Raw genomic sequence first — 18,930 nt, 5'->3', positions numbered from 1 at the left:
CGGGAGTTAAGCACCGGGTCGCATCGATTGCAAGCGAAATTTCCTTATGAATCCGAGACCTGCCGCCCCTTCCTCTTAGCCAGCCACAGGAAAGGTCCGCAAGTCGGGATCGGCCCCCAGGCGGCGCAGCCAGTCGGCCCCCGCCGGGGTGCCGGCCGTGGCGGCGAAGGAGCGGCCCGGGCCTTCCAGCGCCAGTTCGATCGCCAGGTCCGGCGGCGGCAGCGCGGTGGCGCCCCGCTCCGGCCATTCGATCAACCACAACGTGCCTTCCGCGGGATCCAGGCCGAGGAACTCGAGTTCGCCCGCATCGCCGATGCGATACAGGTCGAGATGCAACGCATCGCCGCCTTCCGGCAACGGATAGCGTTCGACGAGCGTGTACGTCGGACTGCGGATCGCACCGGTGACACCGAGTGCACGCAACAACGCACGCGCGAGCGTGGATTTGCCTGCGCCGAGATCGCCACGCAGGTGCACGATCGCGCGCGGCGGACGCGACGCGGCGAGTGCCGCACCCAGGCGATCCGTTGCAACAGGCGATGGCAGGTGCAGGCGCATCAGCGTGCGATCTCCGCGTTCGAAAGACGCCGCAGGCGCGGCAACAGATCCGTCGGCAACAAACCGCGTTCGCCGCCATCGCGCGCAGCGTCGTCGCCCGCGGTGGCATGCAGCAACGCACCGATGCACGCGGCATCGAACGCGGGCAAGCCTTGCGCGCGCATCGCCGCGATCACGCCCGTCAACAAATCGCCCATGCCGGCGACGGCCATGCCGGGATTGCCTGCGCCGATGAGCGCGGAACGTCGTCCCGGCGCAGCGACGATCGTGCCTGCGCCCTTCAGCACGACGACGGCATCGAAGCGATCGGCGATCGCTTGCGCGGCGCCGAAACGATCGCGTTGCACGTCTTCCGTCGTCGATCGCAGCAGGCGCGCGGCTTCGCCCGGATGCGGCGTGAGCACCGTTTCGGGCGGCAACGCGGGGGCGTTTTCGCGCGCAGCGAGCAGGTTCAATGCATCGGCGTCGAGCACGAGCGGCTTGCCGCTGCCGAGCGCGGCGCCGAACAACACGCGGCCCCACACGCCCTGCCCCAGGCCGGGACCGACGGCGACGACGGTGGCGTGTTCGATCTGCGCGGCGAGGTCTTCGCTGCGCTCCACCGCGCGCGCCATGGCTTCTGGACGCCGCGACAACAACGCGGCGACGTGCGCCTCGCGCGTGGCGACATCCACCAGGCCCGCGCCGCTGCGCATCGCGGCCTCGGCACACAGCATGATCGCGCCGCCGCTGCCGTGGTCGCCGCCCAGGCACAGCACGCGGCCGGCCATGCCCTTGTGCGCGTCGCGGCGCCGCGGACGCAACACGTTGCGCAAGGCTTCCGACGATAACTGCGCGCAGGCCGGCGTGACGCCTTCGAACAAGTGTTGCGCGAGTTGCAGTTCCGCTAGTTCCAGGCGGCCGGCGATGTCGATCGCCTGGCCCGTGCGCAGGCCCGGCTTGGGGACGATGAATTCGAGCGTGCGCGTGGCGGCGACGGCGACGCCGCGGATCGCGCCGGTATCGGCGTCGATGCCGCTGGGCACGTCGAGCGCCAGGCACGGCGCGGGATGCGCGTTCATGGCCTCGATCAGCGCGGCCGACGCGCCTTCGGGCGCGCGCTTGAAGCCGATGCCGAACAGCGCATCGACGATGAGGTCGGCCGGCGGCAAGGCATCGACGAAGGCTTCGGTGCGGCCGTTGCGCTCGCGGAATTCATCGCGGGCGCGCGTGGCGGCGGGGCTGCGCGGCGTATGTTCGGCCAGGCGCACCACGCGCACGTTGCGCCCGGCTTCCAGCGCCAGGCGCGCGAGCACGTGCCCGTCGCCGCCGTTGTTGCCCGGCCCGCAGACCACGACGATGCGCTGCGCCTGCGGCCAGTGGCGCAGCGCGCAATGCCACGCGGCGCGGCCGGCGCGGCGCATCAGTTCGAAGGCGTCTCCGCCGAGTTCGGCCGTCGCGCGAACGTCCAGCGTCCGTGCGGCGTTCGTGTCGAAGAGCGCGAGGGTCGGCGGCATCGTGGCGATTCTATACTTGCGCCGTGACTTCCCCTGGGGCCAATGCGGTGCAAACCGCGACGCACGACCCGGATCGGCTGGCCGCCCTCGCGGACAGGATCCGCGCGATCGCGCGCGAGCTCGGGTTCCAGCGCTGCGGCTTTTCGGGCATCGAGCTCGGGCCCGACGAAGACCACCTGCGCGACTGGCTGGCGCAGGGCCTGTACGGCTCGATGGACTGGATGGCGCGCCACGGCGACAAGCGTTCGCGCCCGGCGGACCTGCTGCCCGGCACCGTGCGCGTGATTTCGGTGGGCCTCGATTACGGACAGGACGACGACGCCGCGTGGGCGACGCTGGACGACGGGGTGCGCGCCTACGTGGCGCGCTACGCGCTGGGCCGCGACTACCACAAGCTGATGCGCCACCGGTTGCAGGTCCTCGCCGATCGCATCGCGGCGGAGATCGGCCCCTTCGGGCATCGCGTGTTCGTGGATTCGGCGCCGGTGCTGGAACGCGCGCTCGCACGCAACGCGGGCCTGGGCTGGATCGGCAAGCACACGTGCCTGATCGATCGCGACGGCGGTTCGTGGTTCTTCCTCGGCGAGGTGTACGTGGATCTGCCGCTGCCGGTGGATGGACCGGCCAGCGCGCATTGCGGCACGTGCCGGCGCTGCATCGACATCTGCCCGACGCAGGCGATCGTGGCGCCCAACCGCCTCGATGCGCGGCGCTGCATTTCGTACCTCACGATCGAGCACGAAGGCGCGATCGACCCGGAACTGCGGCCGTTGATGGGCAACCGCATCTTCGGCTGCGACGATTGCCAGCTGGTCTGTCCCTGGAACAAGTTCGCGAAGCGGACCGACGAGCCGGATTTCCGTGCGCGCAACCACCTGGACACGGCGACGCTGCCCGAGTTGTTCGCGTGGACGGAAGCGGAATTCCTGCAGCGCACGGAAGGCTCTGCGATCCGGCGCAGCGGGCATGCGCGGTGGTTGCGGAACATCGCGGTGGCGTTGGGGAATGCACCGACGACGCCGGCGGTGCTGGGGGCGTTGCAGTCACGCGCGGGGATCGAAGACGCCGTGGTGCGCGAGCATGTCGAATGGGCGCTCGAACAACACGCCGCGCGCAACTCAGGGATCGCGCTGGATCTCGTCGAGTAGCGCGCGCGTCACCGGATCGGCGATCTCCGCGGGCTGGCCGCGCAACGCGGGCAGCAGGCCGTTCGCGAGTTGCTTGCCGAGCTCCACGCCGAACTGATCGAACGCGTTGATGTCCCACGCGAGCGATTGCAGGTACACGCTGTGTTCGTACAAGGCGATCAGCGCGCCGAGGCTGCGCGGCGTGAGCGCGTCGAGCAGCAACAAGGTGCTCGGGCGATTGCCCGCGTAACGGCGATGCGGATCGTCGCTGCCCTGCCCGTTCGCGAACGCTTCCACCTGCGCGAGCAGGTTGGCGAACAACGCACGGTGGCTTTCGCGATGCGGATGGTCGGCGCGCGTCACGCCGACGAAGTCGCCCGGGATGATGTCGGTGCCCTGGTGCAGCGCCTGGAAGAAGCTGTGCTGCACGTCGGTGCCGGCGCCGCCCCACCACACCGGTACGGTGGAGGTGTCGACCGGCGTGCCGTCGAGGTGCACGGACTTGCCGAGGCTTTCCATCACGACCTGCTGCAGGTGCGCGGACAGCAACTTCAGGCGTTCGTCGTACGAGAACACGCCCTGCGACGCGAAGCCGAGTGCGTTGCGATTCCACAACGCCGTCAGCGCATGCCAGGCACCGAGGTTCTCGCGCAGCGGTGCTTCGAGCACGTGCGCATCCATCTCGCCCGCGCCGGCCAGCAATTGTTCGAACGCGGGCATGCCCAGCGCGAGCGCGATCGGCAGGCCCACGGCGGACCACAGCGAATAGCGCCCCCCCACCCAGTCCCACATCGGCAGGATGCGCGCTTCCGGGATCCCGAAGGCCGCAGCGCGTTCGACGTTCGCGGTGACGGCGAGCAGGCGCGTGTCGTCGCCGAGCCATTCGCGCACGATGGCGCCGTTGAGCAGCGTTTCCTGCGTGCCGAAGGTCTTCGACACCATGATCGCGGCGGTGCGTTTCGGATCGAGCGTGGCGAGCACGCGCTGCGCGGCGGCGCCGTCGACGTTCGAGAGGAAATGCACGCGGAAGCGGCCCGGCGTTGGCGGCGACAGCGCATCGACGACGAAGCGCGGGCCGAGGTCCGAGCCGCCGATGCCGATGCTGACGATGTCGGAGACCGGCGTGTCCTGCAACGTTTCGATGACGTCGCGCATGCGCTCGAGCGCTTCGAGCGCGGTGTCGTGCGCGGCCGTGGCGATGGGCGAACGCGAGAGGTTGCTGCGCAGCGCGGTGTGCAGCGCGGCGCGATGTTCGGTGGGATTCACTTCCGCGCCGTCGACCAGCCGCCGCATGCCGCCGGCGAAGTCCGCGGCGTCGGCCAGCGCGAACAAGGCATCGAGCGCCTCGCCGTCGTAACGCTGCCGCGCGAAGTTGGCGTACAGCGGGCCCACGCGCAGCGCACAGCCCGTCGCGCGCGCGGGATCGGCGTCGACGAGCTGCTTGATCGAGGTGTCGGACAACCGCGCGGCGTGCGCGCGGAGCGTGGCGAAGTGCGTGGCGAGGGTCGCGTCCATGCGCCCCAGCTTACGCAGCCTGCTTCGGCATCGAGTGATTGGTGTGCGTCAGCGCGTTGTGGCGATCGACGTAGACCAGCGTCGGCTTGAACTTCGCCGCCTCGGCTTCGTCGCACGCGCCGTAAGCGCAGATGATCACCAGGTCGCCCGGCTGCGCCATGTGCGCGGCCGCGCCGTTCACCGAGATCACGCCCGAGCCTTCTTCGCCGCGGATCGCATAGGTGACGAAACGCGCGCCGTTGTTCACGTTGTAGATGTGGACCTGCTCGTATTCGCGGATGCCGGAAATGTCGAGCAGCCGGCCGTCGATCGCGCACGAGCCTTCGTAATGCAGCTCGGCGTGGGTGACGGTGGCGCGGTGGATCTTGGCTTTGAGCAGGTTGAGCTGCATGGAAACGGCTCCGCGATCGGCCGGGTCGGCCCGGGAAAGGTGCGCAGTCTAGGTGGGGGTTTGTGGCGCTGCAACAAAGGGGGCCGCACGGCCCGGCCGCGTATTCAGGCGCGCGCGGTCGTGAATTCCAGGTTGTCGATCAGCCGGGTGCGGCCCAGGCGGGCGGCGACCAGGGCCACGCGGGGGCCGGGCGACGCGTCGGGGTCGACCAGGTCCGGGGCGCGCACGACCGCGTAATCGACCTCGAAGCCGGCCGCATCCAGTGTGGCCCGGGCCTCGGCCTCCACAGCCCCGCGCGCGGCGCCGGCCAGCAGGCCGTCCCGCATGCGCTGCAGGCTGCGCTGGATCAGGGCCGCCACCGGGCGCTCTTCCGCCGAGAGGTACTGGTTGCGCGAACTCATCGCCAGGCCGTCGGCTTCGCGCAGGGTCTCGCCCGCCAGCAATTCGATCGGGAACGCGAGGTCGCGCGTCATGTAGCGGATCACCGCGAGCTGCTGGTAATCCTTGCGGCCGAACGCGGCGACATCGGGCTGCACCTGGTTGAACAGGCGCGCGACGACGGTGCACACGCCGTCGAAATGCCCGGGGCGATGCGCGCCTTCGAGCACGTCGGTGATGCCCGGCACGCGCATGCGCACCGCGCCATCGGCGCCGTAGGGATACATCGCGTCGACGCTGGGCAGCCACAGCACGTCGCAGCCGACGGCATCGAGGCCGGCGGCATCGGCGTCGGGCGTGCGCGGGTAGCGCGCGAAATCTTCGTTCGGCCCGAACTGCGTCGGGTTCACGAACACGCTCGCGACGATCCTGTCCGCATGCTGCCGCGCGAGCGCGACGAGCGAATGGTGGCCGGCGTGCAGGTTGCCCATCGTCGGCACGAAGCCGACGCGCAGGCCGTCGCGCTTCCAGGCACGGACGCGCGAACGCAACTCGTCGAGCGCGGTGACGGTGTCGATCATCAGTCGTAGGCGTGCGCGGCGTCCGGGAACGCGCCGCTGCGCACCGCGTCGGCGTAGGCCTGCACCGCGCCGGCGAGCGAACCGCCTTCGGCGAGGAAATCCTTCACGAACTTCGGGCGGCGATGGCCGGTGTTCACGCCGAGGAAATCGTGCAGCACCAGCACTTGCCCATCGCACGCAGCGCCTGCGCCGATGCCGATGGTGGGAATCGCCACGGACGCCGTGATCGCCGCGGCGAGCGGCGACGGCACGCATTCGAGCACCAGCAACGTGGCGCCGGCGTCTTCGACCAGTTTTGCGTCTTCGCGCACGCGTGCGGCCGCGGCTTCTTCGCGCCCCTGCACCTTGTAACCGCCCAGGCGCAGCACCGATTGCGGCGTGAGGCCGAGGTGCGCGCAGACGGGGATCTCGCGTTCGACGAGGAAGCGGATGACTTCGAGCTTGTGGCCCGCGCCTTCCAGCTTGACCATGCCCGCGCCCGCCTGCAGGCAACGCAGCGAGGCATCGAGCGCGCGTTCGGGCGTGGCGTCCGCACCGAACGGCAGGTCGGCGATCAGCAACGCGCGACGCAAACCGCGCGCCACGCACCGCACGTGGTAGACGATGTCGTCGACGGTGACGGGCAAGGTGCTGTCCTGTCCCTGCACCACCATGCCGAGCGAATCGCCGACGAGCACGAGGTCGGTGCCGTTGTCGTCGAGCACGCGCGCGAAGCCCGCGTCGTACGCCGTGAGCATCACCAGCTTGCGGCCTTCGCGCTTGGCGTCGGCCAGCATGGGCACGGTCCAGGGCTTCATGTCCGCCGGCTTGCTGTCTTTGCTGGTGTACATGACCCTAGCCTAGCGCCTGGATGTCGCCGGTGACCATCGCGGCGACGATGTCCGCCGCGCGCCCACGGCCGGGAATGACGACGTCCGGTGCGATTTCGACCAGCGGCACCAGCGCGAACGCGCGTTCGTGCAGGTGCGGGTGCGGGACGTGCAGGCCGGGTTCGTCGATGCGGTCTTCGCCGTAGAGCAGCAGGTCCAGGTCCAGCGTGCGTGCGCTCCAGCGTTCGTTGGCGCTGCGGTCGCGGCCGAAGGTGCGTTCGATCGACAGCATCGCGTCGAGCAGGGCGCGCGCGTCGAGTTGCGTGTCGAGCACGGCTGCGGCGTTCACGAATTCGGGCTGGTCGGTCTTGCCCCAGGCCGGCGTGCGGTAGAGGCGCGAGGCGCGCAGCAGGCGCGTGTCGGGCAGCGCGTCGAGCGCCTGCAACGCGGCCTGCACGGTCGCGCTCGCATCGCCGAGGTTCGCGCCGAGGCCGACGCAGGCGAGCATGGGGTTATCCGCCGCTCGCTTCGGGCCGGCGACGACGACGACGGCGCTTGCGCGGTGCGTCTTCGGCTTCGGCGGCTTCGATCGCGCGCGCTTCGAGCTGCGCGGCCACCGCTTCGCCCGGTTGCGACTGCACGTCGGTCCAGAACGCGATGTCTTCGGCGTGCTCGGGCGAGGCGTGCTGGCGCAGCACGAGGAAATCGAACGCGGCGCGGAAACGCGGATGGCCCAGCAGGCGGAACACGCGCTTGCGCTGGCGCTGGTTGAAGCGCGACTGCAGCAGCCAGATTTCCTGCATCGGCAGCGAGAAGCGGCGCGGCAACGCAATCGTGTTGAGCAGGTGCAGCGTGACGCGATCGGCGGCGCGGCGTTGCGCTTCGGCCGCGTGCACGCCCGAGGCCTGCAGGCCCATCAAATCGCGGCAATACGCGGGCCACAGCAGCACGGCGAACAGGAACGCGGGCGAGACGGGTTCGTCGTTGGCCACGCGCGCATCGGTGCTGCGCAGGCCTTCGATCACCATGCGGCGCAAGGCACCGCTGCGATTGCTGGCGAGCGCCTGCGCGGTCTCCGGCAGGAACGCGGCGAGCAGGCCGTGGTGTTCGAGGCGTTCGAAACTCGCGACCGCATGGCCGGAGAGGAAGAGCTTCAAGGCTTCTTCGAACAGGCGCGCCGGCGCGGATTCGCGCAGCAGCGGCGCGAGCGCGGGCAGCGGCGCGGCGGTGGCGGGTTCGATCGTGAAGTCGAGCTTCGCGGCCAGGCGCACGGCGCGCAGCATGCGCACGGGATCTTCGCGGTAACGCGTTTCCGGATCGCCGATCAGCCGCATCACGCGCGCCTGCACGTCCTCGAAACCGCCGGTGTAGTCGCGCACCGAGAAATCCTCGATCGCGTAGTACAGCGCGTTGGCGGTGAAGTCGCGGCGGATCGCATCTTCCTCGATCGTGCCGTACACGTTGTCGCGCAGCAGGCGGCCGCCTTCGTGCATTTCGCGATCGCCGCTGCCGTCGTCGACGTTGGCGCGGAAGGTGGCCACTTCGATGATCTCGCGGCCGTACACGACGTGCGCCAGGCGGAACCGGCGGCCGATCAGGCGGCAATTGCGGAACAGCGCCTTCACCTGCTCGGGCGTGGCGTCGGTGGCGACGTCGAAATCCTTGGGATGTCCGCCGACCAGCAGGTCGCGCACGGCGCCGCCGACGAGGAACGCGCCGAAGCCGCCCTCACGCAGGCGATAGAGGACGCGCAGCGCATTCGGACTGATGTCCTTGCGCGAGATCGCGTGTGCATCGCGCGGGATCGTGCGCAGGATCGGTTGCGCACTGGGCAGGGTCATGGGGGTCGTCGTGGACATCGGTTGCGGCAGGGCCGCGAATGAGGGCGGGATGGCAGGTCGTTCCGTTGCCTGGGGCCACGGCGGCCCGTATAGTAGCAAGCCTTCCGCGGGGGCCCTGTTTTTCCGGGGCCTGGTGCCCGTCCCCCGCCGACCAAGCCTTCGCTCCCATCGTCTAGAGGCCTAGGACACCACCCTCTCAAGGTGGACACACGGGTTCGAATCCCGTTGGGAGTACCAGATCCGTGAAAGCCCGTGCCGCAAGGCGCGGGCTTTTTCATATCCGCGCGCGCGGACGTACACTTCCCCGCCTCCGACCCCACGCCGACACGCCATGCCCTTCGTCGTCACCGACAACTGCATCAAGTGCAAGTACACCGACTGCGTCGAGGTGTGCCCCGTCGATTGCTTCCACGAAGGTCCCAACTTCCTGGTGATCGATCCGGACGAATGCATCGACTGCACGCTGTGCGAGCCCGAATGCCCGGTCAATGCGATCTATCCGGAAGACGACGTGCCGGCGGGACAGGAGGTCTTCGTTGCGCTCAACGCCGACCTGTCGAAGGCCTGGCCGGTGATCACCGTGCGCAAGGATCCGCCGGCGGATGCGAAGGACTGGGAAGGGAAGACGGACAAGTTGCCGTTGCTGGAGCGGTAACTTTTTCGGGATTCGGGCGACCTGCGGGTCCCCACCCCCTGCCCTCCCCCCGAGGGGGGAGGGGGAAATCGGATCAACCGCCGAGCGCGGCCTTCAGTGCGGCCATCAGCTTCTGCGGCGCTTCGCCCGCGGCCGGCAGGCCGCGCGGGTCGACGGCCGAGACGTACACGCCGGCTTCGACCTTCGTCACGCGCACCAGGAAATCCGACCCGGCGTAGTTGATGTCGTACGTGCCGAGGATCTGCGCCTTGCTCGCGATCTTCACGCCTTCGGTCGCGGCGAGCGCATCACCCACCTTCGCGAACACGGCATCGCGTTCGCCCGGCACCGTGAAGCCGATCGGCGAGGCGGCGGTGGCGGAGGCGGCGTTCGGCGCGCCCGGCGTGGTGGCCGAAGCGGTGGGCGGCAGCTTCATCGCGGCATCCACGGCGGGGCGATCCAGGTCCGGCGGCACTTCGAGAGGACGCTGTTCCGGCGCCATCGCGTAGGGGCCCTTGTCCTTGCCGAACCAGTGGCAGCCCGTGGCCGCGACGACGACCAGGGTGGCGAGGGACAACGTGCGTGCGAGCGTATTGACGCGCATTTCGGGGGAACTCCTGTCAGGCCGCGAGCGAATCGCGAAGGGTGTGTTCGAGGGTCTGGATGTCGGCGGCGATGACCGGCGTGCGCACGGCATGCGCCGCGGACAACGGCAGCAGCGGCAGGCGCAAGCCATGGCCGTAGCCGAAATGCGCGAGCACGGCTTTCACCGGGATGGGATTGGGTTCGACGCCGAGGAAGTCGTAGGCCGGCTGCATGCGGGCATCGAGCGCTTCGGCCTCGTCGCGACGCCCGCCGCGTGCAAGATCGCACAAGCGACGGAACGCGACGGGCAGGACGTTGGAGGCGACCGACACGATGCCGTCCGCGCCGGCGAGCATCGCGCGGCAAGCGGTGGGATCGTCGCCGCTGAGCACGCTGAAGCTGGCATTGCGCAGGCGCAGCAGCGCGGTCATGCGCGCGGGATCGGCCACCGCTTCCTTGATCGCGACGATGCGCGGATGACCGGCGAGTTCCGCCACCGTCTCCACCTGCATGTCGCAGCCGGTGCGGCCCGGCACGTTGTACAGGACGATCGGCAATGCATCGTCGTCGGCGACCGCGCGGTAGTGCGCGACGAGGCCGGCTTGCGTGGGGCGCACGTACGGCGGCGTCACGACGAGCGCGAGATCGGCGCCGAGCGCGGCGGCGCGGCGCGTCTGTTCGATGGTTTTCGCGGTGTTGGACTGGCCCGTGCCCGCGAGGACGGGAATGCGCCCGGCGACCAGGTCGACCGCCGTGCGGAGCAAGGCGTCGTATTCGGCGTCGTACAACGCCGCCGCTTCGCCCGTGGAACCCGCGACGACAATGGCCTGCGTGCCTGCCTGCAGCTGTGCTTCAAGCAAACGGCGCCAGGCGTCGAGGTCGATTTCGCCGGTCGACGTGAAAGGCGTCGCCAGCGCAGTGATGCTGCCGGAAAGATGCAAGTGGATACGCTCGCTGCGTGCGTGGGGGGCGTGCCGCCCGTCGCGATCTTACTTGCGGCGTGAAACCAGCGGCAAGTATGCTGGCCGCGCCCCGGAGTCTTGTCCGGGACGCCGTTCAGACCTCGGAAGGCCGCCTTGACCGAAACCCCCGCCCGTCCTCCTGCGCCGAACGAGAACCACCTGCTCATCAATGCGTACACGACGCACCCGCAGTCGCCGCTGCTGGCGGTGACCCGCCGCATTTCCGACAGCGGCTGCAACCTCGTCGATGCGCGCCTGAGCACGGTGGGCCGCGACGTGTCGGTGACCGCGCTGGCCACGGGGTCGTGGGACGCGGTGGCCAAGCTGGAAACGATGCTGGGCCGGCTCGAACGGGAAGAAGGCCTCAAGCTCGTCTTCTATCGCACCGGCCCCAAGCAGGTGCAGTCCAACCTGCTGCCCTACATCGTCGAGGTGGTGGCGGCGGACAAGCCGGGCATCCTGTTCCAGCTGGCGGACTTCTTCGATCGCCAGGGCATCACCATCGAATCGCTGCATTGTTCGCGCTACCGCGCGATGCAGACCGGCGCCGACATGTTTTCCGCGCAGGTCACCATCGGCATTCCCTCGGACATGCACATCGCGGCGCTGCGCGACGATTTCCTCGAGTTCTGCGACCACCTCAACCTCGACGCGATCATGGATCCGATGAAGTTCTGATGGCCAAAGCCAAGCCGCTGTCCAGGAAGCTCCTCGATGCGCCGCTGGCGCTCGCCGGCAGGGACGGTCCGCGCGAAGGCCGCTTGTCCGACCACGCCGGCCGCTGGCTCGTCCTCTACTTCTATCCGAAGGACAGCACGCCGGGCTGCACCACCGAAGGCCTGGATTTCTCCGCCCTGCTCCCGAAGTTCCGCAAGCTCGGCGCAGATGTTCTGGGCGTGTCGCGCGATTCGGCGCGTTCGCACCAGAACTTCTGCACGAAGCAGGGCTTCGCCTTCGACCTGGTCAGCGATGCGGATGAGGTGCTGTGCACCGCGTTCGATGTCATCCGCGAGAAACAACTCTACGGCAGGAAATACATCGGGATCGATCGGAGTACCTTCCTCATCGACCCGGCGTCACGCGTCGCGCGCGAATGGCGCGGCGTGAAAGTCCCCGGCCACGCACAGGCCGTCCTCGATGCTCTGCAACAGGCCCAACAGGAACCTCAATGACGCGTAGCAAGCGCATCCATGTCCTCGACACCAATGTGTTGATGCACGATCCGACGGCACTGTTCAAGTTCGAAGAGCACGATGTCTACCTGCCGATGCAGGTGATGGAAGAACTCGACAACGCCAAGAAAGGCACGTCGGAAGCCAGCCGCAACGCGCGCCAGGTCAGCCGCTTCCTCAACGAACTCATCGAGACCCAGGGCGTCGCCGACGTCCACAACGGCATCCCGCTCTCGCGCCCCAACGGCCTGCAGCTGCGCGGCGCCGAGAGCGCGGGCCGCCTGCGCTTCCAGACCAGCAACTTCGACGCGGGCAAGCGCTTCGGCGCGGTGATCCCCGACAACCACATCCTCGGCGCGATCCTGGCGCTGAAGGAAGACGAACCCGATACGCCGATCGTCTTCGTCTCCAAGGACATCAACCTCCGCATCAAGGCCGCCATCGCCGGCATCGTGTCGGAGGACTACGAGAACGACCGCGCCCTCGACGACTTCAGCCTGCTCTACACCGGCGCCACCGCGCTGCCGGAAGACTTCTGGACGATCCACGGCAAGGACCTGCGCTCGTGGACGGAGAAGGGCCGCACCTTCTACGAGATCGCGCGCCGCGACGAGGACGACTGGTATCCCAACCAGTTCCTCTACCTGCCGGGCGACGAAGAAGCCGAACTGCGCGTGGCGCGCGTGACGGACGCGAAGATCACGCTGCAGATCGTCGACGACTACCGCCACAACCAGCACAACGTGTGGGGAATCACCGCGCGCAACCGCGAGCAGAACTTCGCGCTCAATGCGCTGATGGACCCGGAAGTCGATTTCGTGTCGCTGCTCGGCACCGCCGGCACCGGCAAGACGCTGCTCGCGCTCGCCGCGGGCCTGGCGCAGACGATGGACCAGCAGCGCTATCGCGAAATCATCATGACGCGCGCCACCGTGAGCGTCGGCGAAGACATCGGCTTCCTGCCCGGCACGGAAGAGGAAAAGATGACGCCGTGGATGGGCGCGCTCACCGACAACCTGGAAGTGCTCACGCACAACCAGGAAGGCGGCAGCTGGGGCCGCGCGGCCACGAACGACCTGCTGGCCTCGCGCATCAAGATCCGCTCGCTCAACTTCATGCGCGGGCGCACGTTCCTGTCGCGTTACCTCATCCTCGACGAGGCGCAGAACCTCACGCCGAAGCAGATGAAGACGCTGATCACCCGCGCCGGTCCGGGCACCAAGATCATTTGCCTCGGCAACGTCGAACAGATCGACACGCCCTACCTCACCGAGACGACCTCGGGCCTGACCTACGCGGTGGATCGCTTCAAGGGCTGGGCGTACAGCGCGCACGTGACGCTGCGTCGCGGCGAGCGTTCGCGCCTGGCGGATTACGCCTCCGAAGTGCTCTGAGGCCATGGCGCAGGGAAGCGCACGCGTCTCCGCGTTGACCATCGCCGGATCCGATTCCGGCGGTGGCGCGGGCATCCAGGCCGACCTGAAAACCTTCGCCGCGCACGGCGTGCACGGGCTGTCGGCGATCGCCGCATTGACGGCGCAGCACACGCGCGGCGTCACGGCGGTGCACGTGCCGCCGGTGGAATTCCTGCGGGCGCAGGTGGATGCGTGCTTCGACGATTTCGACATCCGCGTCGTGAAGCTGGGGATGCTGGCGACCACCGACGTGATCCGCGAAGTCGATGCGTTGCTCGAGGCGCATTGCGCGGTGCCGGTGGTGCTGGATCCGGTGATGGTGGCGACGTCGGGCGCGAAGCTGCTCGCCGACGACGCCCTCGATGCATTGCGCATGCGCCTGCTGCCGCGCGCGACGATCGCGACACCGAACCTGCCGGAAGCCGAATTGCTGCTCGGCGCGCGCATCACCGACGTCGAATCGATGCATGTCGCCGCCGGTGCATTGCTCGCGCACGGCGCGCGTGCGGTGCTGCTGAAAGGCGGCCACCTGGCGCAGGGCGATGCGGTCGTGGATGTCTTCGCCGATGCGCATGGCATGCAGGAGATCGTGCATCCGCGCCTGGCACTCGAAGCGCACGGTACGGGCTGCACGCTCGCCTCCGCCATCGCCGCGCGCCTGGCGCTCGGCGACGCGCTGCGCGAGGCCTGCATCGCGGCCTCGGATTACGTGCATCGCGCGCTGGCGTCGGGGTACCGCCCCGGCCGCGGCGACATCGTGGTCCTGGATCACTTCGGCGCGGCGCGCTGACGATGGAGGCGATCGAACTGCCGGTGGTCTCCGCCGACGGCCATCGATCGCAGCTGCAGGCCCGCATCCCGCCCTCGCCCACCGCGACGTTGCTGTGGTTCGGCGGCATGGGGATCGCGGCGCGGCATTTCCTCCCCTTCGCCGAAGCGCTCGCGCAACGCGGCATCGCGGTGTTCGTGCACGACTGGCGCGGCCTGGGCAGCAGCAGCGTGCGCGCGAGCCGTCGCGAGGACTGGGGCTACCGCGCATTGCTGATGCAGGACTTCCCCGCGTGCGAAGCGGCGATCGAACACGCCCTGCCCGGCCTGCGCCGCATCGTCGGCGGCCATAGCCTCGGCGGGCAGCTGGCGAGCTGCCGGCTCGGGCTCGCGCACGGCGTCGCGTCCGAATTGTGGCTCGTCGCCAGCGGCACGCCCGACTGGCGCGCCTTCCCGCCGCGCACGCGCTGGTGGCTGCCGATGGCCTACCAGGCGCTGCGGTCCATCGCGGTGCTGTGCGGCAAGTTGCCGGGCCGCCGGCTCGGGTTCGGCGGCGAGGAAGCACGCGGCGTGGTCCGCGACTGGTCGCGCACCGGGCTCACGGGGCGCTACGCGGCGGTCGGGGTGGACGATCTCGAAGCGGCGCTCCGGTCCGTGACGGTCCCGATCCGCGCGGTCCGCATGGCCCACGACTGGCTCGCGCCCGGCACGTCCCTTGAGGCCCTGCTGGCGAAGATGCCCGCCGCGCCGCGGTCGATCGCGGTCGTCGAGGAGGCCGCGCCTGGCGTGCGCGCCGACCACTACGCGTGGATGAAACACCCCGCGCGGACCGTGGAGGCCCTGCTTGAGCGATAATCGCCGCCGCTTCTTTGGCCCCGTAGCTCAGTTGGATAGAGCGGTCCCCTCCTAAGGGACAGGTCGCACGTTCGAATCGTGTCGGGGCCGCATCGGTACTGGTCGCACATCCATGTGCTACTGCCCGCACATCCCTGTGCGGACTGTTCACTTCGAAAGCGTTCCCCCATTGGAGTTTTATCGTGACCCATCCCGTCCTGACCGCGCTCGGCCTGCGCGACATCGAATCCGGCACTTTCCTCGGCAACGACACCTGGTCGAAGACCACGGATGCCGGTGTCCTGGAACCGGTGAACCCCACCGACGGCGCGGTGCTCGCGAAGGTCCACGCCTCCTCGCAGGCGGACTACGACACGATCGTCGAGCGCGCGCAGGCGGCCTACCAGGTGTGGCGCACCACGCCGGCGCCGCGTCGCGGCGAAGCCGTGCGCCTGTGCGCCGAAGCGCTGCGCACGCACAAGGATGCGCTGGGCTCGCTGGTCGCGCTGGAAATGGGCAAGTCGAAGCCGGAAGGCGACGGCGAAGTCCAGGAAATGATCGACATCGGTGAATTCTCCGTCGGCCTGTCGCGCCAGTTGTACGGCCTGACGATGCATTCGGAGCGCCCGGGCCATCGCATGTACGAGCAGTGGCACCCGATCGGCATCGTCGGGATCATCAGCGCGTTCAACTTCCCCGTCGCGGTGTGGGCGTGGAATGCGTTCGTGGCCGCGGTGTGCGGCGACATCTCGATCTGGAAGCCCTCGCCCAAGACGCCGCTGTCGGCGATCGCGGCGATGAAGATCTGCAACGAGGCGCTGAAGAAGGGCGGCTTCCCGGACATCTTCTTCCTGTTCAACGACGCGGGCACCGAGCTCGCCTCGACCTTCGTCGACGACAAGCGCATCCCGCTGATCTCGTTCACCGGTTCCACCAAGGTCGGCCGCATCGTCGGCGAGCGCGTCGCCCGCCGCATGGGCCGCTCGTTGCTGGAGCTGGGCGGCAACAACGCGATCATCGTGGACAAGTCGGCGGAGCTGAAGCTGGCGATCCCGGCGATCGTGTTCGGCGCCGTCGGCACCGCGGGCCAGCGCTGCACCACCACGCGCCGCCTGATCGTGCACGAGTCCATCTACGACGACGTGCTGGCCAAGCTGGTCACCGCGTACAAGCAGGTCGAAAAGAAAATCGGCGACCCGACGGATCCGGCCAACCTGATGGGCCCGCTCAACAGCCGCGACGGCGTCGATGCGTACCTGGATTCGATCGCCAAGGCCCGCGCGGCCGGCGGCAAGATCGAAACCGGCGGCACCGCGATCGAGGGCAAGGGCAACTTCGTGCTGCCGGCGATCGTGACGGGCCTGACCAACGACGCGGAGATCGTGCAGCACGAAACGTTCGCGCCGATCCTCTACGTCATGAAGTTCAAGGCGCTGGATGAAGCCATCGCGATGCAGAACGCCGTGCCGCAGGGCCTGTCGTCCTCCATCTTCACCACCGACCTCAAGGCGGCCGAGGCCTACCTGGCCGCGTCGGGGTCGGATTGCGGCATCGCCAACGTCAACATCGGCACCTCGGGTGCGGAGATCGGCGGCGCGTTCGGCGGCGAGAAGGAAACCGGCGGTGGCCGGGAATCGGGTTCGGATGCGTGGAAGGCTTACATGCGCCGACAGACGAACACGATCAACTACTCCGATGCGCTGCCGCTGGCGCAAGGCATCAAGTTCGACCTGTGAGCCACTGACCGCATGTACGGGCTCGCCAGGCCTTTCCTGTTCGGGCTGGACGCCGAGCGCGCGCACGCGCTCGGCCTGTCCGCCCTCGAAGCCGCGTATCGCACGGGTACCAACCCGTTGCTCGCGCGCGCGCCCAAGCCGCTCGCGGTCAAGGTGTTCGGGCTGCAGTTCCCCAACCCGGTGGGCCTGGCCGCGGGGCTGGACAAGAACGGCGCGCACATCGATGCGCTGATGGCGCTGGGTTTCGGCTTCGTCGAAGTCGGCACCACCACGCCGCGGCCGCAGGCGGGCAACCCGAAGCCGCGCATGTTCCGCCTGCCCTCGCAGCGCGCGATCATCAATCGCCTGGGCTTCAACAACGACGGCGTGGATGCGCTGGTGGCCAACGTCTCGCGCGCGCGTCGCCGCGGCGGATTGCTCGGCATCAACATCGGCAAGAACAAGGACACGCCGAACGAATCGGCCGAATCCGATTACCTGTTCTGCCTGGAGCGCGTGTATCCGCTCGCCGACTACATCACCGTCAACATTTCCTCGCCCAATACCGCGGGGCTGCGCGAACTGCAGGAAGAACAGCAGCTGCGCCGCCTCGTGGGCACGCTGCGCGAAGCACAGGAGCGCCTGGGCGCACAGCACGGGCGCCGCGTGCCGATGCTGGTGAAGATCGCGCCGGACCTGTCGGACGAAGACATCGATGCGGCCGGCCGCGTGCTGTCGGACCTGGAAGTCGATGGCGTGATCGCCACCAACACCACGGTGTCGCGCTTCGGCCTGGAACACGTGCGGCACGCGGACCAGGCCGGTGGCCTCTCGGGCGAACCGCTGATGGGCCGCTCCACGCTGGTGCTGCGCAAGCTGCGCACGCGCCTGCCGGAACACATCCCGCTGGTGGGCGTGGGCGGCATCCTGTCCGGCGCGGATGCAGCGGCGAAGGCCGCGGCGGGTGCGTCGCTCGTGCAGGTGTATACGGGCCTGATCTATCGCGGGCCGGCGCTGATCGGCGAATCCGTCGATGCGATGCGCCGCCGCAAGGAAGCGCCGAGCCGCGGGAACCTGCCACCCGATGCCTGAGGCGATCCACGTCGGCGGCGGCTATCGCCTCGTCGAGCACGCCCGGCTCGATGCGCGCAACACCTTCGGGGTGGCCGCGCGCGCGCCGATGCTCGTGGAAGTGTCCGACGTCGCGGCGCTGCCGGAGTTGTTCGGTTACGCGATGTTGCGCGATGCACCGGTGCTGGTGCTCGGCGGCGGCAGCAACCTGCTGTTCGCCGACGATCCGCCGGGTGCAGTGCTGAGCCTGGGCGCGCAATCGATCGCGATCCTCGAAGATGACGGCGACACGGCGATCGTGCGCGCCGACGCGGGCGTGGAATGGCATGCGCTGGTGCTGTGGACGCTGGGCCACGGCCTGGCGGGCCTGGAGAACCTCGCGCTGATTCCCGGCACCGTGGGTGCGGCGCCGATCCAGAACATCGGGGCGTACGGCGTGGAAGTGCGCGAGTCGATCCATGCGGTGCACGTGTTCGAACGCGCGACGCGCACGACGGCGACGCTGACGGCCGAAGACTGCGCCTTCGCATACCGCGACAGCGTGTTCAAGCATGCGCCGGATCGCTGGCTGGTCACCGCCGTCGATTTCCGCCTGTCGCGCACGCCGCAGTTGCGCCTGGATTACTCGGGCGTGGGCGACGAGCTGAAGGCGATGGGGATCGACGCACCGCGCGCATCGCAGGTGGCCGAGGCCGTGTGCCGCATCCGCCGGCGCAAGTTGCCGGACCCGGCGGTGATCGGGAACGCGGGCAGCTTCTTCAAGAATCCGATCGTGCCGGTCGCGGTGGCGGATGCGTTGCACGCCGAACATCCGGGCCTGCCGATGTTCCGCGGCGCCGGCGAAGGCACGCGCAAGTTGTCCGCCGCGTGGCTGATCGACCAGTGCGGCTGGAAGGGCCATCGCGATGGCGACGCGGGCGTCGCGGACTCGCATGCGCTGGTACTGGTGAACCATGGCGGCGCGACCGGTGCGCAGCTGCTCGACCTGGCGCGACGCATCGCGGCGTCGGTGCACGAACGCTTCGGCGTGCCCATCGAACCCGAACCGCGGATCGTCGGCGCCACGTGGTGACGCTGC

Annotated in this window: 20 protein-coding genes and 2 tRNA genes; 12 read left to right on the top strand and 10 right to left on the bottom strand. The window is 69.0% G+C overall.

Features of this window, described 5'->3' with window-relative positions:
- Positions 1-75: 75 nt before the first annotated feature.
- Together tsaE and LYSCAS_RS12155 are read right to left on the bottom strand one after the other, a co-directional pair.
- Positions 76-558, bottom strand: a complete 483-nt coding sequence (tsaE, locus tag LYSCAS_RS12160) for a tRNA (adenosine(37)-N6)-threonylcarbamoyltransferase complex ATPase subunit type 1 TsaE (protein WP_213434293.1) — start codon at positions 556-558, stop codon at positions 76-78.
- Positions 558-2,054, bottom strand: a complete 1,497-nt coding sequence (locus LYSCAS_RS12155) for an NAD(P)H-hydrate dehydratase (RefSeq protein WP_213434292.1) — start codon at positions 2,052-2,054, stop codon at positions 558-560. Before LYSCAS_RS12155 ends, tsaE begins: the two co-directional genes overlap by 1 nt.
- Before the next feature lie 47 nt (positions 2,055-2,101).
- Between LYSCAS_RS12155 and queG the strand changes: the two genes are divergently transcribed.
- On the top strand, positions 2,102-3,202 hold the full coding sequence (gene queG, locus LYSCAS_RS12150; protein WP_213437818.1) for a tRNA epoxyqueuosine(34) reductase QueG: 1,101 nt from the start codon (positions 2,102-2,104) through the stop codon (positions 3,200-3,202).
- On the opposite strand, the gene pgi is transcribed toward queG, so the two are convergent.
- The 6 genes from pgi to pcnB all read right to left on the bottom strand — a co-directional run bounded on the left by pgi (position 3,173) and on the right by pcnB (position 8,714).
- Positions 3,173-4,696 carry a glucose-6-phosphate isomerase gene (gene pgi, locus LYSCAS_RS12145; protein ID WP_213434291.1) on the bottom strand — a complete coding sequence of 508 codons (1,524 nt, stop codon included), beginning with the start codon at positions 4,694-4,696 and terminating at the stop codon, positions 3,173-3,175. The two genes, queG and pgi, sit on opposite strands and share 30 nt — an antisense overlap.
- Before the next feature lie 10 nt (positions 4,697-4,706).
- On the bottom strand, positions 4,707-5,087 hold the full coding sequence (panD, locus tag LYSCAS_RS12140; protein WP_213434290.1) for an aspartate 1-decarboxylase: 381 nt from the start codon (positions 5,085-5,087) through the stop codon (positions 4,707-4,709).
- 104 nt (positions 5,088-5,191) lie between these two features.
- The gene (panC, locus tag LYSCAS_RS12135; RefSeq protein ID WP_213434289.1) at positions 5,192-6,046 is read right to left on the bottom strand and encodes a pantoate--beta-alanine ligase; all 855 of its coding nucleotides are present in this window, start codon (positions 6,044-6,046) and stop codon (positions 5,192-5,194) included.
- Entirely contained in the window at positions 6,046-6,876 is an 831-nt protein-coding gene (panB, locus tag LYSCAS_RS12130; protein WP_213434288.1) for a 3-methyl-2-oxobutanoate hydroxymethyltransferase, read from the bottom strand. The genes panC and panB overlap by 1 nt, the downstream gene beginning before the upstream one ends.
- A 4-nt stretch (positions 6,877-6,880) precedes the next feature.
- Positions 6,881-7,363 (bottom strand): 2-amino-4-hydroxy-6-hydroxymethyldihydropteridine diphosphokinase, encoded by a 483-nt coding sequence (gene folK / locus LYSCAS_RS12125; RefSeq protein WP_213434287.1) that lies wholly within the window; start codon positions 7,361-7,363, stop codon positions 6,881-6,883.
- A gap of 4 nt (positions 7,364-7,367) precedes the next feature.
- Positions 7,368-8,714 carry a polynucleotide adenylyltransferase PcnB gene (gene pcnB, locus LYSCAS_RS12120; protein WP_213434286.1) on the bottom strand — a complete coding sequence of 449 codons (1,347 nt, stop codon included), beginning with the start codon at positions 8,712-8,714 and terminating at the stop codon, positions 7,368-7,370.
- A gap of 143 nt (positions 8,715-8,857) precedes the next feature.
- Here pcnB and LYSCAS_RS12115 point away from each other — a divergent pair.
- Positions 8,858-8,933 (top strand) — tRNA-Glu (locus LYSCAS_RS12115).
- A 94-nt stretch (positions 8,934-9,027) separates the two neighbouring features.
- Positions 9,028-9,351, top strand: a complete 324-nt coding sequence (gene fdxA / locus LYSCAS_RS12110) for a ferredoxin FdxA (protein WP_213434285.1) — start codon at positions 9,028-9,030, stop codon at positions 9,349-9,351.
- 73 nt (positions 9,352-9,424) lie between these two features.
- On the opposite strand, the gene LYSCAS_RS12105 is transcribed toward fdxA, so the two are convergent.
- Together LYSCAS_RS12105 and dapA are read right to left on the bottom strand one after the other, a co-directional pair.
- Complete coding sequence (locus LYSCAS_RS12105; protein WP_213434284.1) at positions 9,425-9,934, bottom strand: hypothetical protein; 510 nt, start codon at positions 9,932-9,934, stop codon at positions 9,425-9,427.
- Between the two features lie 16 nt (positions 9,935-9,950).
- Positions 9,951-10,856 carry a 4-hydroxy-tetrahydrodipicolinate synthase gene (gene dapA / locus LYSCAS_RS12100; RefSeq protein ID WP_213434283.1) on the bottom strand — a complete coding sequence of 302 codons (906 nt, stop codon included), beginning with the start codon at positions 10,854-10,856 and terminating at the stop codon, positions 9,951-9,953.
- A 135-nt stretch (positions 10,857-10,991) separates the two neighbouring features.
- Here dapA and LYSCAS_RS12095 point away from each other — a divergent pair, with 135 nt between their 5' ends.
- From LYSCAS_RS12095 to murB, 9 genes are all read left to right on the top strand, one after another.
- On the top strand, positions 10,992-11,555 hold the full coding sequence (locus LYSCAS_RS12095) for a glycine cleavage system protein R (RefSeq protein ID WP_213434282.1): 564 nt from the start codon (positions 10,992-10,994) through the stop codon (positions 11,553-11,555).
- Positions 11,555-12,049 carry a peroxiredoxin gene (locus LYSCAS_RS12090; RefSeq protein ID WP_213434281.1) on the top strand — a complete coding sequence of 165 codons (495 nt, stop codon included), beginning with the start codon at positions 11,555-11,557 and terminating at the stop codon, positions 12,047-12,049. Before LYSCAS_RS12095 ends, LYSCAS_RS12090 begins: the two co-directional genes overlap by 1 nt.
- Positions 12,046-13,443: a PhoH family protein gene (locus LYSCAS_RS12085; protein ID WP_213434280.1), complete on the top strand. Its 1,398-nt coding sequence runs from the start codon at positions 12,046-12,048 to the stop codon at positions 13,441-13,443. Before LYSCAS_RS12090 ends, LYSCAS_RS12085 begins: the two co-directional genes overlap by 4 nt.
- Positions 13,444-13,447: 4 nt before the next feature.
- The gene (thiD, locus tag LYSCAS_RS12080; protein ID WP_213434279.1) at positions 13,448-14,254 is read left to right on the top strand and encodes a bifunctional hydroxymethylpyrimidine kinase/phosphomethylpyrimidine kinase; all 807 of its coding nucleotides are present in this window, start codon (positions 13,448-13,450) and stop codon (positions 14,252-14,254) included.
- Positions 14,255-14,256: 2 nt separating this feature from the next.
- Positions 14,257-15,087 (top strand): alpha/beta hydrolase family protein, encoded by an 831-nt coding sequence (locus LYSCAS_RS12075; protein ID WP_213434278.1) that lies wholly within the window; start codon positions 14,257-14,259, stop codon positions 15,085-15,087.
- A 16-nt stretch (positions 15,088-15,103) separates the two neighbouring features.
- A tRNA-Arg gene (locus LYSCAS_RS12070) sits at positions 15,104-15,177 on the top strand.
- Positions 15,178-15,269: 92 nt separating this feature from the next.
- Complete coding sequence (amaB, locus tag LYSCAS_RS12065) at positions 15,270-16,802, top strand: L-piperidine-6-carboxylate dehydrogenase (RefSeq protein WP_213434277.1); 1,533 nt, start codon at positions 15,270-15,272, stop codon at positions 16,800-16,802.
- 12 nt (positions 16,803-16,814) lie between these two features.
- Positions 16,815-17,873 (top strand): quinone-dependent dihydroorotate dehydrogenase, encoded by a 1,059-nt coding sequence (locus LYSCAS_RS12060; RefSeq protein ID WP_213434276.1) that lies wholly within the window; start codon positions 16,815-16,817, stop codon positions 17,871-17,873.
- Complete coding sequence (gene murB / locus LYSCAS_RS12055; protein ID WP_213434275.1) at positions 17,866-18,924, top strand: UDP-N-acetylmuramate dehydrogenase; 1,059 nt, start codon at positions 17,866-17,868, stop codon at positions 18,922-18,924. The genes LYSCAS_RS12060 and murB overlap by 8 nt, the downstream gene beginning before the upstream one ends.
- The last annotated feature ends 6 nt before the right edge of the window (positions 18,925-18,930 follow it).

Origin of the sequence: Noviluteimonas caseinilytica (genome assembly GCF_018406605.1) — a bacterium.
GTDB classification, from domain to species: Bacteria; Pseudomonadota; Gammaproteobacteria; order Xanthomonadales; family Xanthomonadaceae; genus Noviluteimonas; species Noviluteimonas caseinilytica.
Note: the sequence above shows the minus strand (reverse complement) of the source record. Positions and strands in the feature narration are given on the sequence as shown.

What these genes read in the sequence shown, in the direction of transcription:
- tsaE (WP_213434293.1), bottom strand. Translation starts at nt 558, where the DNA reads ATGCGCCTGCACCTGCCATCGCCTGTTGCAACGGATCGCCTGGGTGCG.
- LYSCAS_RS12155 (WP_213434292.1), bottom strand. Translation starts at nt 2,054, where the DNA reads ATGCCGCCGACCCTCGCGCTCTTCGACACGAACGCCGCACGGACGCTG.
- pgi (WP_213434291.1), bottom strand. Translation starts at nt 4,696, where the DNA reads ATGGACGCGACCCTCGCCACGCACTTCGCCACGCTCCGCGCGCACGCC.
- panD (WP_213434290.1), bottom strand. Translation starts at nt 5,087, where the DNA reads ATGCAGCTCAACCTGCTCAAAGCCAAGATCCACCGCGCCACCGTCACC.
- panC (WP_213434289.1), bottom strand. Translation starts at nt 6,046, where the DNA reads ATGATCGACACCGTCACCGCGCTCGACGAGTTGCGTTCGCGCGTCCGT.
- panB (WP_213434288.1), bottom strand. Translation starts at nt 6,876, where the DNA reads ATGTACACCAGCAAAGACAGCAAGCCGGCGGACATGAAGCCCTGGACC.
- folK (WP_213434287.1), bottom strand. Translation starts at nt 7,363, where the DNA reads ATGCTCGCCTGCGTCGGCCTCGGCGCGAACCTCGGCGATGCGAGCGCG.
- pcnB (WP_213434286.1), bottom strand. Translation starts at nt 8,714, where the DNA reads ATGTCCACGACGACCCCCATGACCCTGCCCAGTGCGCAACCGATCCTG.
- fdxA (WP_213434285.1), top strand. Translation starts at nt 9,028, where the DNA reads ATGCCCTTCGTCGTCACCGACAACTGCATCAAGTGCAAGTACACCGAC.
- LYSCAS_RS12105 (WP_213434284.1), bottom strand. Translation starts at nt 9,934, where the DNA reads ATGCGCGTCAATACGCTCGCACGCACGTTGTCCCTCGCCACCCTGGTC.
- LYSCAS_RS12090 (WP_213434281.1), top strand. Translation starts at nt 11,555, where the DNA reads ATGGCCAAAGCCAAGCCGCTGTCCAGGAAGCTCCTCGATGCGCCGCTG.
- LYSCAS_RS12085 (WP_213434280.1), top strand. Translation starts at nt 12,046, where the DNA reads ATGACGCGTAGCAAGCGCATCCATGTCCTCGACACCAATGTGTTGATG.
- thiD (WP_213434279.1), top strand. Translation starts at nt 13,448, where the DNA reads ATGGCGCAGGGAAGCGCACGCGTCTCCGCGTTGACCATCGCCGGATCC.
- LYSCAS_RS12075 (WP_213434278.1), top strand. Translation starts at nt 14,257, where the DNA reads ATGGAGGCGATCGAACTGCCGGTGGTCTCCGCCGACGGCCATCGATCG.
- LYSCAS_RS12060 (WP_213434276.1), top strand. Translation starts at nt 16,815, where the DNA reads ATGTACGGGCTCGCCAGGCCTTTCCTGTTCGGGCTGGACGCCGAGCGC.
- murB (WP_213434275.1), top strand. Translation starts at nt 17,866, where the DNA reads ATGCCTGAGGCGATCCACGTCGGCGGCGGCTATCGCCTCGTCGAGCAC.